13 protein-coding genes and 1 tRNA gene are annotated in these 14,199 nt (G+C 36.4%); 9 read left to right on the plus strand and 5 right to left on the minus strand.

Annotation, left to right across the window (positions count from 1 at the left end; genetic code table 11):
• Positions 1-12: 12 nt before the first annotated feature.
• Entirely contained in the window at positions 13-468 is a 456-nt protein-coding gene (locus F555_RS0105470; protein ID WP_018154214.1) for a methanogenesis marker 9 domain-containing protein, read from the plus strand.
• Positions 469-488: 20 nt separating this feature from the next.
• Here F555_RS0105470 and F555_RS0105475 read toward each other — a convergent pair whose 3' ends face one another.
• Together F555_RS0105475 and F555_RS0105480 are read right to left on the minus strand one after the other, a co-directional pair.
• Positions 489-1,445: a hypothetical protein gene (locus F555_RS0105475; protein ID WP_026182976.1), complete on the minus strand. Its 957-nt coding sequence runs from the start codon at positions 1,443-1,445 to the stop codon at positions 489-491.
• 32 nt (positions 1,446-1,477) lie between these two features.
• Positions 1,478-1,567, minus strand: a tRNA-Sec gene (locus tag F555_RS0105480).
• A gap of 344 nt (positions 1,568-1,911) precedes the next feature.
• Between F555_RS0105480 and cdhD the strand changes: the two genes are divergently transcribed.
• Positions 1,912-3,132, plus strand: coding sequence for a CO dehydrogenase/acetyl-CoA synthase subunit delta (cdhD, locus tag F555_RS0105485; protein ID WP_157205745.1), 1,221 nt, complete (start codon positions 1,912-1,914; stop codon positions 3,130-3,132).
• 79 nt (positions 3,133-3,211) lie between these two features.
• On the plus strand, positions 3,212-4,681 hold the full coding sequence (acsC, locus tag F555_RS0105490) for an acetyl-CoA decarbonylase/synthase complex subunit gamma (protein ID WP_018154216.1): 1,470 nt from the start codon (positions 3,212-3,214) through the stop codon (positions 4,679-4,681).
• A 266-nt stretch (positions 4,682-4,947) separates the two neighbouring features.
• On the opposite strand, the gene F555_RS0105495 is transcribed toward acsC, so the two are convergent.
• The 3 genes from F555_RS0105495 to F555_RS0105505 all read right to left on the minus strand — a co-directional run bounded on the left by F555_RS0105495 (position 4,948) and on the right by F555_RS0105505 (position 7,083).
• A complete protein-coding gene (locus tag F555_RS0105495) occupies positions 4,948-5,961 on the minus strand; it encodes a homoserine dehydrogenase (RefSeq protein WP_018154217.1) in 1,014 nt (337 codons plus the stop codon).
• A 10-nt stretch (positions 5,962-5,971) separates the two neighbouring features.
• On the minus strand, positions 5,972-6,451 hold the full coding sequence (locus F555_RS0105500) for a hypothetical protein (RefSeq protein ID WP_018154218.1): 480 nt from the start codon (positions 6,449-6,451) through the stop codon (positions 5,972-5,974).
• A gap of 86 nt (positions 6,452-6,537) precedes the next feature.
• Entirely contained in the window at positions 6,538-7,083 is a 546-nt protein-coding gene (locus F555_RS0105505; protein ID WP_026182978.1) for a CDP-2,3-bis-(O-geranylgeranyl)-sn-glycerol synthase, read from the minus strand.
• Between the two features lie 615 nt (positions 7,084-7,698).
• On the opposite strand from F555_RS0105505, the gene F555_RS09080 reads away from it, so the two are divergent.
• The 6 genes from F555_RS09080 (at position 7,699) to vhuB (ending at position 14,195) form a co-directional block, all read left to right on the plus strand.
• Complete coding sequence (locus tag F555_RS09080) at positions 7,699-9,675, plus strand: CoB--CoM heterodisulfide reductase iron-sulfur subunit A family protein (protein WP_157205746.1); 1,977 nt, start codon at positions 7,699-7,701, stop codon at positions 9,673-9,675.
• Between the two features lie 292 nt (positions 9,676-9,967).
• Complete coding sequence (gene vhuD / locus F555_RS09085) at positions 9,968-10,372, plus strand: F420-non-reducing hydrogenase iron-sulfur subunit VhuD (RefSeq protein ID WP_245547903.1); 405 nt, start codon at positions 9,968-9,970, stop codon at positions 10,370-10,372.
• A gap of 109 nt (positions 10,373-10,481) precedes the next feature.
• Complete coding sequence (gene vhuG, locus F555_RS0105520) at positions 10,482-11,342, plus strand: F420-non-reducing hydrogenase subunit VhuG (protein WP_018154224.1); 861 nt, start codon at positions 10,482-10,484, stop codon at positions 11,340-11,342.
• A 141-nt stretch (positions 11,343-11,483) separates the two neighbouring features.
• On the plus strand, positions 11,484-12,746 hold the full coding sequence (gene vhuA / locus F555_RS0105525) for a F420-non-reducing hydrogenase Vhu subunit A (RefSeq protein ID WP_018154225.1): 1,263 nt from the start codon (positions 11,484-11,486) through the stop codon (positions 12,744-12,746).
• 25 nt (positions 12,747-12,771) lie between these two features.
• Complete coding sequence (gene vhuU, locus F555_RS09595; protein ID WP_083876332.1) at positions 12,772-12,906, plus strand: F420-non-reducing hydrogenase selenoprotein subunit VhuU; 135 nt, start codon at positions 12,772-12,774, stop codon at positions 12,904-12,906.
• Between the two features lie 98 nt (positions 12,907-13,004).
• Positions 13,005-14,195: a F420-non-reducing hydrogenase associated-polyferredoxin VhuB gene (gene vhuB / locus F555_RS0105530; RefSeq protein ID WP_018154226.1), complete on the plus strand. Its 1,191-nt coding sequence runs from the start codon at positions 13,005-13,007 to the stop codon at positions 14,193-14,195.
• Positions 14,196-14,199 lie beyond the last annotated feature (4 nt).

Here is a 14,199-nt window from a genome sequence, read left to right on the forward strand (position 1 = left end):
AGGTGAAATAATATGTGGGAAAATGCTCCATCACATGTTTGTAGAGGGGGTGATTTAAGAGGTTTGGCCTTTTGCTGCCCTCCTGTAAAGAGTTGCCCAATACACCAAGCACTTAATGCACTCAAAATGACACCTGAAGAATTTGTGAAAATAAAGGATGAATTTGCTAAGAAGACCAATCTTGGAAAAGGGGGACAAACCTGTTTTGGTAGTTTAGTTTGGTGCTGTAAAATAACAAAACCATGTCCATTTAGGGACAGTGAGATGATGAGGGCAGGAATTAGTGAAGACGAATACATGGAATTAAAGAAACAGCTTGCAGAAGAAATAATAAAAAAATCAAAGCTTTTTGAAGAGGCAGTCAGTACTTTTGAAAGTAAAGGTATATCAAAAGAAGTTGCAGAAAAAGCCATACTTGAAACTGGGGATTTAAGAAAAGCTTACGAAATTATTAGAAAACAACTCTAAAACAAATTTTATCAATTATTCTATAGTTCTATATCTTTTACTCTACCTTGTTTAAATTCTTTTAATAACTTGAACTCTTCTTCATCGAGCTCGTAAATTTTGAATTTAACATCAGATAGTATGCAGAAATTTTTTATCATCCTAAATGCCTTATCCCCATCATATTGGTCATCAAAACTTTCAGATTCAGTTTTTAAAAATGCTAAAATAGGTTTTCTATCTTTTGAAACTACTAAAGCGTTTTTTTCAGGTATTTCAATTAAAGAAGGTCTTTCAGTCATAACGTTTAGTAAGGAATCGTTTTCAACAGTTTTAAATTCTTTTTCTCTTATTTTTTTGAGTATGTTTTCAAATGAAACATGGGATTTTAGTAACGAACCAGGATATTCTTTTGATATGTCGTTTAGTTTTTTACTTGAAATTTTTTCAATAAATGCGACAACGTCACTAACTGCAAAGGCTGTTTTAATTTTACTAAGTGCCCTTTTACCTTCCAATATTTTCTCTTTAGACTTATAAACTGCAAGAATTTCTTCATTATTCCTGAAAATCAGTATCCCTTCATCGCCTTTGTATTTCTTGAATCTAAATACTACTTTACAGATATTGCTGTCAATATGGTTGTAAAGATCGATATACTGGTTTATTACAACTCCCTTTTCCAGTTTCTTGTCGATTCTATTTGGTAGGTTTTTGGAGATATCTCTAATACTACTTTTTTGATTGAATTTATCCAAAATTTCATTTATTTCGTCAGAAGAGCAAGCATATACCTCAATTAGAAAAATCTCAGGTAGTTTATTAAAAATTTCCCTTAAATCTGTGTTTTTGTCATTATATCTCGAGAAAACAAGTTTGGAGTCCCTATAGTAGAGGCTAGAATTATCTATTTTTATTATCCCATTAAAATCATGCAAAACAGACATTATTTTTTTTAATTTCGATAAATCTCCCTTTCTAGAGTATATCTTTTCCATAACTATCTTTAGGAACAGTTTATTAAAAATAACGGCGCAGGGGGGGAATCGAACCCCGAGTTCCGACGGAACTCGACGGATCTGAAGTCCGCCCTGAGCTACCAAGCCCAGCACCCCGCGCCACAGTGACGGTTTTATGACATAACCACACATCGAGCTCGGCATTAGTCATTCTTCATAAAGTTTTTAGGTTATAAAAGACTTTATGATCAAACTTTTCATGACCGTGTAATTTGTCCTAGTCTAAAAAGTCTGTGTAATACAATATTTAAAACACATATAAAAACTTTTTTGATAAAAATGTTGGTTATTATCAATTTTTTAATATTAATATCCTCTATGCTGACATATATGATGTAGTATTAATATTAATAGAAACATCGTTTAGTTTAGGGCTATTATGTTTTATATGATTCAAAAAATATATATACATCTTTTAAAAAGATATTAATTAATTTAATTTGTAATGATTTATAATGATAAATCTGGTGATTTCATGGATTTAAGTGCATTACTGAAAATAGTAGAGAAAGTAGGTCGCATTGAGATAGAAAATATAGAGGTTACCGCAGATGAATTGGTAATAAACATACCATCGGCTCCACCAGTAGTAATCCCGCAAACACCTCTTGTAAGTGAAAAGCTCAGTGAGAAAGGGGTTTTAGAAGATTTAAAGATAGAAATGCCTGAAGTAGAATGGGAACCTCCTATACAAGAATATCCCGGATACATAAGAGAAGTACAGTTTGGAAAACCAAAATCTGAAGGAGGAAGGGGAAAGGTAGTAAAAATTGGAGGTCAAAAAGCCCTTTATAGATTTGAAGATCCTCAACCAAATCCTCCTGTTGTTACATTCGATATTTTTGACATGCCTATGCGAGGATTGCCAAAAAATGTTAGAGTCTATTTTGAGGATGTAATGGAAGATCCATGTGAATGGGCTAAGAAGTGTGTTAATGAGTTTGGAGCAAATATGGTGACAATACATCATATTTCTACAGATCCTAAGATTAATGATACATCCCCTAGAGAAGCTGCTAAGTTAATGGAAGATTTATTACAAGCCGTAGATGTCCCATTTGTTATTGGTGGTAGTGGGGACCCTAAGAAGGATCCTTTGGTATTGGAAGCCTGTGCTGAAGTTGCAGAAGGAGAAAAATGTTTACTCGCATCTGCAAACCTTGATTTAGACTATAAGAGAGTTGCAGATGCTGCTATGAAGTATGACCATAACGTACTTTCATGGACCATTATGGATCCAAACATGCAGAAGGACTTAAACAGAAGATTGATATCCCATGGTTTAGACCCAAATAGAATTGTAATGGACCCAACAACATGTTCATTAGGATATGGTATTGAATTTTCCATAAATGCTATGACAAGGTTAAGATTGGCGGGTTTAAATGGAGATGAAGTAATAAACATGCCAATGTCTTCTGGAACTACAAACGCAATTGGAGCAAGGGAAGCATGGATGAACAACCCAGAATGGGGGGACAGACAATACAGGTTACCATTATGGGAAATTACAACCGGTTTAACCATGCTTTTGAGTGGAGTAGATATATTCATGATGCTTCATCCGCTCTCAATAAAAGTTTTAAAAGAAGTAGGAGAAGCTCTTGTATCTAAACCAGGAGATGTAAAAATAAACACAAACAACTATGACTGGATAACCTGCTAATTAACTTGTTAATTTATTTTTTTATAAATATATCTTATCTTTACTCACAAAACACGGTTCGTTCATAAATGGTGATATGATGGCAAAAGTAAGTGCAATGGACATATATAAATTATTACCAAAAACAAACTGTAAAAAATGCGGTGAACCTTCCTGTATGGCCTTTGCCACAAAATTACAAAATAAAGAGGCTATGGTAGTACAATGTCCAATTTTAAACAATTCAAAATTTGAAAAAAATAAAAATACACTTATTGAGTTGCTTTCTCCACCAGTTAAAGAAGTTTGGTTTGGCCATGACGATAAAAAGTGTGTAGTAGGTGGAGACGAGGTAATGTATAGGTATGAGCTCTCGTTTTTCAACCAAACCCCAATTGGTGTAGATGTATCCGATAACTTAACAGAAGAAGAAATAAAGAATAGGGCTAAATACATAGAAGAATTTGTATTTGAGAGAACAGGAGAACGTTTAAAATTAGATTTTATAGCTATAAGAAATGCCTCAAATGATCCAGAAAAATTTAAAACTGCTATAAAAATAGTTCAAGAAACAACAAAATTACCTATAGCGATATGTTCACTTAATCCAAACAATATATGTGAAGCTTTAGGTGTGGTTAGATCAAAACCATTAATTTACGCTGCAAATGAAGATAATTTCGTAGAATTGGTTAAAATATTGGTGGAAAAGAAAAAATCAGGTAAGGACTTTGCACTTGTACTTTCATCAAATGATGTAAAAAAATTAAAGGCAATGGCTACTGAATGTGCAAAACACGGAATTGAGGATTTGGTTTTAGACCCTCATACAACACCTGAAAACATTGCAGAAACTATGGATAAATTTGTTATGATACGAAGAAGTGCAATTGAAAAAAAGGACAGGGCACTTGGATACCCACTCCTTGCTCTTCCAATAAACACATACTTCTATGCCATGAACAATGAAAATCCAATGGGAGATTTTATAGGAGAAAAAGATAAAGTTGCAGGTATTTTAGAGGCTAAGACAGCTAACGTTCTTTTAAACAGATATGCCGATATTATGATAATCCATGGAACAGAAACATGGGAATTAATGCCTATATTGACACTCAGACAGGCAATATACACTGATCCAAGAAAACCACAGGCAGTAGAACCTGGATTATATCCAGTTGGAAACCCTGACGAAAACAGCCCTGTGATAATGACTACAAACTTCTCTTTAACATTCTACACAGTAACCGGTGACTTTGAAAAGGACGATGTTAATTGCTGGCTCCTTGCATTAGATACTGAAGGTAAGGCAGTTGACGTTTCGGTTGCAGGGGGACAGTACTGTGGAGAAAATGCTAAGAATCTAATTGAGGAAACTAAACTAGAAGAAAAAGTAAATCACAGAATTATAATACTTCCAGGATTGGCTGCCTCAACAAGAGGAGATATTGAGGATAAAACAGGCTGGACTTGTGTTGTAGGTACAAGAGACTCATCCCAGGTAGGCGAATTCCTAAGGAAAAACTGGGAAAATATACTAAATGAATGGAAGGAAAAAAATACCAACTAAACTACTCCCAGCATACTAAAATGCCTAAACGATACTATGAGCAGAGCGAATAGGTGTATGTGCAGGGTTTGAAAAGGGGCAAAGCTCCAAAACTATCCGTTAAATTTCTAAAGATAATAGAAACAATACCTATGAACGAAGTGAATAGGTATGTATGGGGTTTGAAAAGGGCGAAGCCCCTTTCTGGGAGAGTATACTAAATGAATGGAAGGAAAAGAATACCTGAATATTAGTGATGGAAAAATAGAAATTATATTTACTTAAAACTAATTTTTCTCTTTTAAATGGATATTTATTAAATCACTTAAAATCGCAGAGGATGTTTCGATATCACCTGCACCTCTACCAACAACGACAACTTCTTTTGCCAAATCAGTATCAAACATCGCAACGTTTAATGTTCCCTTTACATTCAGTGGATGATCGAGTGGAACTAACTTCGGGCCTACTTCCAATTTATTCTTGTTAATTTCTCCAATAAGTTTTATTGTATAGCCACTTTTATTGGCCATTTCTAACGCTTCAGGAGTTATTCTTGTTATCCCTTCAATTTTAATGTCCTTGATTGTAACATTTTTGTTCATAATTGAATTTGCAAGAATCGCAATTTTTGCGGCAGTATCCAATCCACTGATATCTTGATGAGGATTAGTTTCTGCGATACCCAATTCCTGAGCTTCTTTTAAAACAGTATTAAAGTCCAATTTTTCTTTTTCCATCTTAGTTAATATGTAGTTAGTTGTACCGTTCAAAATTCCTTTGATTGATTTTATGTCATTTCCAGCCAAGGTTTCTTTAGCAAGGTTTATTATAGGCATAGCCCCTCCAACTGAGGCTTCATATCTAAATGTTACACCGTTTTTATTTGCACATTCCATGAGCTCCTTAAAGTGTAATGCCAAAGGTCCTTTATTTGCAGTTACAACGTGTTTACCGTTTTTAAATCCTTCAAGCATGTAAGTTTTTGCTGGTTCACCAGTTTCAATGTTTGTAGGGGTAGCTTCAACAATAACGTCAGCATCAACTGTTTTAATTACGTCTAAAATAGATATTTCTTTACCCTTCTCAGGATAGTTTATTATTTTTCCAGTTTTTTCCTTAATTTCAAGCGCTTTTTTTAGGTCTAGCCCTTCTTCGCATATTGCTGCACCACTACTGTCACAAATGGCTACAACTTTCAAATCTAGAGAATATTTCTCCATGAGATGCGCCTTTTTTTCTTCAATGACTTTGGCCACACCTTTTCCAATAACTCCAAACCCAACTAAAATAATCTTCATATTCATCCCTCTAACATGATTTAATAAATAATAAGTCCTTCTCCTTTGAGATTTTGTCTAATTCTTTATACAGCTCATTTAACTTATCACTATCTATTACTATCTTCATTCTTGCGGAGGATTCTTTGTATGGATCTGGCATTACCAAATCTAAATCGATTACAAGACCAATTTCGTTTATTCTATCTATTGTGTCTCTTACATCTGTATCTACCACGTGTCCAACAATTACAACATCTAAGTTTATTTTTCTTCTAGTTTCATTCACTTTTGCTACAATTATGTCCCTTTTTTCAAGTTCTTCGATGATAATGTTTAATAGTTTTTCATCGACTTTGTCTATAACTACTTTTACAGGAACTCTACTGTTGCTTTTCTTTTCCCTTAGGTGGATCACACTTATGATATTGGCCCCTAATGTTGATATGGGTGTTAGTGCTTTTAGTAGCTCCCCAGGGGTGTCATTTAGTTCTAAATCAAGGTATATCATTTTTTCACCTTTTCTAAATATGTGTTGCAAATAACCAGTTATTATTGATTGAATGTTGATTTTGAAACTTTGGTTTTATTTATAATTTACCACCATACTTTTTTTATATGCAACTTGTAGGCTATGATATTTGAAGATAGGTGAATGACAGGTGAGATAATCAACAATGTAACAATCATTTCAAAAGGTATGGGCGAAAATGGATATGCAAATAGTATGGCAAATATGACAAAAACCGTTTGATCCAATAGTGGTGCAGGTCGCCCCTGTTTTATCCCGAGTCTTCTTTTAATAAAACTTCCAATCATATCTCCAAAAAGGGCCCCAAATGATAATAGAAACCCTATAAATGCATATTCAAAAACGTTATAATAGAAAATACTGCTGCCGTCAATATTTATAATTTTTAGATTAACAATAACTCCCTGTAGAATAGCTACGATCGTTCCAAATAATATTCCAAAAAAAGTTCCTTTATAGGTTACACCGTTTCCTATTATCCTTTTACCGTCAATGAAGTTTTTCCCCAGGTCTACAGGTGTCCCTCCACCAAATATGCAGGCAAATGCATTGGCAAAGTATGCTGGTAGAATGTAAAACAGTGAACTAAATAACAATGAAATTAAATTCATAAAATCCCTCTTTTCAACTATGCTCATTTTTTAACCTATATTTTTAAATGATATTTAAAGATTTCTCAAAGTTAAAATCGATATATTAAAATACACGATTATATACGATAAAAAAATATAAAATTCCATAAGTCCTATAAATCCTACAAAACAATAGTCGTTAAAATAAGAGGGGAGGGGTAAAAAATAGAACGGGGGGGTTTATTTTTTAAATCATTAAATTCTTAAAAATTTTTATTACATTCCTTATTTAGGGGGTATGAGGGGTGGGAATGGGATTTAGGAGACATGTCTCCTACACGGTGTTATCAGCGGTAGGGGGGTATGAGGGGGTGTAAAATAATTAGTTTACTACTGTCCCACACCGTGCATCATATACATTTAAGCTTTACATATATAAATTTTTCGGTATTGATAAAATAAGCATACAGTTCGATATTTATTCTTAAAATTTTTTCTAGAAATGATAATAAATATCACTTTAAGAAAAATGAGGTTTTTTTAATTAATTTATATCCCTTATTAGAAAAATTAAGAATATATGTTTTTATAATAATGTGAGTGTAGTTATAGATGTATATCCTATAGTTATATTATTACCAGGGAGGTGAATCCATGAGTGACCCCAAAGTTGGGGTGTTTGTATGCTACTGCGGTGCCAATATTAATGGTATCGTGGATTGTGAAGCTGTTAAGGATTTTGCTTCCAAACTTGATGGAGTAGTAGTTGCAAAAACTTATCCATTTATGTGCGCTGATCCAGGTCAGAACTTAATTAAAGATGCCATAAAAGAATATGGATTAGACAGGATAGTGGTTGCAGCATGTACTCCAAAAATCCACGAGCCAACATTTAGAAGTTGTCTCGCAGAAGCAGGTATATCACCCTACTATTTAGAGTTTGTAAATATTAGAGAACACGATTCATTTGTTCATATGGATGATACTGAAGCAGCAACTAAGAAAGCGATGGAATTAGTTGCTGGAGGGGTTGAAAGAGCCAAGAGATTAGAAGATGTCCCACAGAAAGTGGTAGATGTCGATAAGAGCTGTCTTGTCGTTGGAGCAGGTATTGCTGGAATACAGTCAGCTCTTGACTTGGCTGATCAGGGATTCAAAGTTTACTTGTTGGATAAAGATGAGTCAATCGGGGGAAGAATGGCGCAGCTTGCCAAGACTTTCCCAACCGATGACTGTGCACTGTGAATCCTTGCGCCTAAGATGGTTACAGTAGCGAACCACCCTAATGTTGAATTAATTACCTATGCTGAGTTAAAAGAAGTTTCAGGTTACATCGGTAACTTCGAGGTAACCATTGAGAAAAAAGCGAGATATGTTGACGAAAGTACATGTACCGGATGTGGTGCATGTGCCGCAGTTTGTCCAATTGAAGTGCCTAACGAATTTGACATGGGGTTAGGTACTAGGAAAGCAATTTACGTACCATTCCCACAAGCAATCCCGCTGGTTTATACAATAGATAAAGAACATTGTATCGACTGTGAATTATGTGCAAAGGTCTGTGGTCCTAATGCAATAAACTACAAGCAGGAACCAGAAGAACTCAAAATAAAAGTCGGTACAATAATCGTAGCGACAGGTTACGATGAATTTGACCCAACAATTAAGGAAGAATATGGTTACGGAGTTTACGACAACGTTATAACCACATTAGAATTGGAAAGAATGATCAACCCTGCAGGACCTACTGGAGGGCACGAAATCAGACCAAGCGATGGAAAACATCCACACAAAACCGTATTCATACAGTGTGTTGGTTCAAGGGACGAAAAAATTGGAAACCCATACTGTTCAAGAATTTGCTGTATGTTTGCACTGAAAAACGCACAGTTAATGAAAATGCACGATCCAAATGCAGAAGTTTACATCTGCTACATGGATATCAGGTCCTTTGGTAAGGGATACGAAGAATACTACAAGAGAGCTCAGGAACAGTTTGGGGTTAAGTTCATAAGAGGAAGACCTGCAAACGTCATTGAAGACCCAGAAACCAAGAACTTGATTGTCAGAGTAGAAGATACATTGATGGGAGAAATATTAGAAATAGAAGCTGATTTAGTAGTTCTCTCAGCAGGACTTGTAGCAAAACCAGACACCAAGGACTTGGCTAAGAAACTGGGACTTGACGTAGGTCCAGAAGGATTCCTTAAAGAAATGCACCCTAAATTAGCACCAGTCAATACAAAAGTTGATGGTGTAGCAATTGCGGGTGTTATTCAGGGTCCAAAAGATATTCCTGATACAGTAGCTCAGGCAAAAGGTGCTGCAAGTGCAGTGGCAATCCCAATGTCTCAGGGTAACTTTAAGATCGAAATGATCCGTGCCGTCGTAGATGAAAGTGTATGCGGTGGATGCGAAGTTTGCGGTGCAATGTGTCCATATAACGCTATATCCTACGAGGAGAAGGATGGGCACGTAGTCGCAGTAACTGATGACGTTGCATGTAAAGGATGTGGAGCATGTGCAGGAGCATGCCCAAGTGGAGCTATGCAATTAAGATACTACAGAGATGACCAAATAATCTCTATAATTGACGGAATGTTAGATGCCGGAAAAATGATTAACGAATAAATAAAAATAATAAGACTTACAAGACTAAACCAGCAGGATTGCAATGATATGTAATATTATTATATCTTACTTAAACAGGGAATGGTAAATTTAGAATTAAACAATAATTGTAAAATAAATAAACTCAGCAAAATTAATATTCAACATAAAAGGGTGGTTAAGTTTAACAGATGAGGCATTACCCGAAGGCATTGCCAGGGTGTGCTGATGGGAGCTATGTAGCTCTTTACGGAACTTTGAATTAATTTATCTTTAAATCAATATACTCTTAAAAAATCATAAAGGGGATACTATGGCTGAACCGGTAATTATGGCCTTTGTATGCTACCAGTGAGGATACGGTGCAGCAGATTTGGCTGGTACAGGTAGGGTACAGTATCCTGCAACCGTCAGACCTATAAGAGTTCCATGCGCAGGTAAATTTGATATTACCTACGCATTGAGGGCATTCCAAAAAGGTGCTGACGCTGTATTTGTTGCAGGGTGAAAACCTAACGAATGTGCCTTTGAAGCTGGAAACTTTAGAGCCGACGAGAGGGTTAAATTAACCAAACAAATTTTAGATGAGCTCGGCATTGGCGGAGACAGGGTTGAAATGTACTTCATGAGTGGTGCAGAAGCAGATAAATTCGTCGATGCTGTGAAGGAAATGACCGAAAGGGTTAAGAAATTAGGTCCAAACCCTCTCAAGGCTTAAGTAAGTAAAAAAGAGGATGAATCCCGTGGGGAACCGAAAGGACCTGTGGGAGGACCGCCCCTAACGTGAGGGGTTTTATACTTATTTTTAAATTTTATAAGGTGATTAAATGGCAGATAAGGTTAAGCTGGCTATGATACAGTTGTGTGGATGCTCTGGATGCCACATGTCACTTTTGGATTTACACGAAAAACTGTTGGATGTTCTGCCAAACTTGGAAATAGTTTATGCTCCTATTATCGCCGATGCAAAGGAGATTCCAGAATGTGATGTAGTGTGTATTGAAGGTGGAGCAAGAAACGAACATGAAGAACACCTAATTAAAGAATTTAGAGAAAAGGCAAAAATAGTTGTTGCATGGGGAACCTGCGCAGTTTATGGTGGAATTCCAGGACTGGGTAATTTATATTCAAAAGACGATCTTGAAAAGACTGTATACAATACAGCAACAACAGACAATCCTGGAGAACTTCCTTCAGAAGAGATACCTGAGTTACTAGATGTTGTAAAGCCTGTTCCTGAAATTATAGATGTTGATTTAATATTACCAGGATGCCCTCCAAAACCTGAAATGAACGCAGAAGCCATTGCTGCATTATTGGAGGGAAGAGAATTACAACTACCAACAAAAATAGTATGTGATGAGTGTCCGAGAGAGAAGAAAGGTACCTATCCTGAGAAATTCAAGAGGACCTTTGAAGGAACACCTGATCCAGATAGATGTTTGTTTGAGCAAGGTTACACCTGCATAGGTATGGCTACAAGAGTTGGATGTGGAGCCATGTGTCCTAATGCAGGAGTACCATGTAGGGGATGTTACGGTAAGACAGATGCAGTTTTAGATCAGGGAGCTGCGGCAGCAAATACCTACGCATGTTCAGGGGATGCTGCACTGGAGATTCCTGATAAAGCGGCATTATTTAATAGATTTACACTACCTGCAGCCTTAATATCTAAGAAAATTGAATAAAACTTCAGTTCGAATAAGAACTCGAAGGATTAGTTGAAGCTTTGTTTCGATTCATAATTACGCTACCTTTGGTAGCTGATAAAAATAATTTTCAAAATTGAAGATTAGAAATAACTAATAAAAATAGAACATGGTGACTCTATGGGCAAAGTTACAATTGAACCTATAAGCCGTGTTGAAGGGCATGGAAAAGTTACGATTACATTGGACGACTCAGGAAAGCCAACAGATGTGAAGTTGCATATTACGGCTTTAAGAGGTTTTGAACAGTTTGTTGTAGGTAGACCCGCAGAGGAAGTTCCTAGGATAGTTCCTAGAATATGTGGTATCTGCCAAACTGCTCACCACCTGGCGAGTGCCAAGGCTATTGATGCAGCTTGGGGAGCTGAAGTACCAAGTGCAGCTAACAAACTTAGGGAGTTAATGCACCTTGGTAACATGATTCATAGTCATGCACTTCACTTCTATTTCTTGGCTGTACCTGACTTCGTAGTTGGTCCTGATGCAGATCCTGCAGTTAGAAATATCGTTGGTGTAATTGATAAAGCACCAGAAGCGGCTAAAAAAGCAATAGCACTGAGAAAATTCGGTCAAACCTTAGTTGAAATGACCGGTGGAAGACCAATTCATCCAGTAACTGCAATACCTGGAGGTATATCCAAGGTGTTGAAAGAAGAGGAAAGAGATGAGCTCTTAAAAGAAATCGACACAATGGTTGAATATGCCAGTGAAGGTATAGAATTGATAAAATCACTTAATGAACAGTACATCGACCAAGTAAAGACCCTGGGTGTCATTGACACTTGGTACTTAGGTTTAGTAAATAATGGAAAACATGATTTCTACAACGGAACCTTAAGATTCCTCTCACCAGATGGAAAGGAAAAGATGGAGTTCGAACCATCCGAGTACATGGACTACATTGGAGAACATGCAGTTTCACACAGCTATGTAAAATATCCATACAACAAAAAAGTAGGTTATCCTGATGGTCTTTATAGGGTCGGTCCATTAGCCATGTTAAACGTATGCGATAGTATGTCTACACCTTTAGCAGAGGAAGCAAGAAAAGAATTTGCAGAAACATTTGGAAAACCTGCAAACCAATCCTTGGCATACAACCATGCAAGATTAATAGAATTACTTGAAGCATGCGAAAGAGTTAAAGAGCTCTTAAACGACAGCGAAATAACATCAACAGATGTTAAGGCAGAGGTTGAGCCAAAGGCAGGAAATGGTGTTGGAGTAGTATATGCTCCAAGAGGAACGTTATTCCACAACTATGAAACCGATGACAATGGTATAGTTACAAAGGCAAACATGATTGTTGCAACAACCCATAACGTTCCTACAATGGAAAAAGCTATCCAACAGGCAGCACAAATAATCTTTGACCAAGAATAATAAACCCCTAATATAAGGTGGTAATATGGTTGATGAGAAAAAATTGAACTTAATTGAGATGGTTTTAAGGGCTTATGACCCATGATACTCATGTGCAGCTCACATGATCGTCAAGGATGAAAAAGGAAATGTCATCCTTGAAGTAGTTAAAGAAGAATAATCTTTAACCGAACCCAGAAATGGGAGGTTAAAGGAAAAAATCCTTCTACGCAGAAGGAAAAAGATTATACTCCATAAAAACTTCATGGGGGTTATCACTTGGCAGGAATATCAATACAAGAGGATGTATGCCTTGTATGTAATGCCTGTGCTAAGGCATGTCCTACAGAGGCAATAGAAATCGCTCCATTCAAGACCTGTATATTATGTTTCTCATGTGCAGGAGCATGTCCTACAGGAGCATTGGTTGAGAAGGACGGCAAGATAATATTTAATGGAACAAAATGTGTAAAATGTGGAGCATGTGCAAAAGCATGTCCAGTTGGAATTAAAAAAGTAGATGATAGATTCCCATATTCAAAGGGCCACTGTGTCCTATGTGAAAAATGTGTTGAAATTTGTCCTATAGATATAATTTCAATTCCTGGAAAAATCGAAAAACCTAAAAAAGAAGTTACCATCCCACAAGAACCAATAGCAGTTACTGACGACTGTGTAGCATGTGGAGTTTGCGTGGATGAATGTCCAGTTGATGCAATTACCGTTGAAGAAGGTAAGGCAGTAGTTGACAAAGATAAATGTATCTACTGTACAGTATGTTCACAGACATGTCCATGGAATGCAATATTCGTTGCAGGAAAAATGCCTAAAAAAAGACAGAAAACAATTAAATCATTCACAGTTGATGATGAAGTATGTATCGGCTGTGAAAAATGTGTTGAAATCTGTCCAGGAAGCATGATCAAATATGATGCAGATAGGCTTCTAGTGGATTTACCTGCAGCATGTCCAGCATGTCATCTATGCGAAATTAACTGTCCTGTCGATGCAATAAACTTGGAGGTAGAGTACGAACCTCCAAAACCAATAACACAGGAAGGTCTAGTGTGGCTCGAAGAAAAGTGTAAATACTGTGGACCATGTGCTATGAAGTGTCCAACAGGAGCAATAAAAGTAGTCAATGCAAAAGGGATGGAACTTCCAAGCAGAAAAAAGACCGACAGGAAAAATGAGTTTAGAATGTGTATTAGGTGTGGGGCCTGTACAGTGGCATGTCCAACAGGCGCTTTGAAAATGGGAAAAGTAACCCATGATGGGAAAGAATACGACAGAATAGAATTCAATCCATCATTATGTGATAAATGTGGCGCTTGTGTTGAAGTCTGTCCACAGAGCACGTTGGAACTTAGCGACGACGACGAAATGCCTTTAAAGGGATACTGCGTTATGTGCTTGAAGTGCATTGACGCATGTAACAAGGCTAAAAAAGAAGCTTTGGTATTAAAATAACAGA

The organism is Methanothermococcus thermolithotrophicus DSM 2095 (assembly GCF_000376965.1).
Lineage (GTDB): Archaea > AGJL01 > Methanococci > Methanococcales > Methanococcaceae > Methanothermococcus > Methanothermococcus thermolithotrophicus.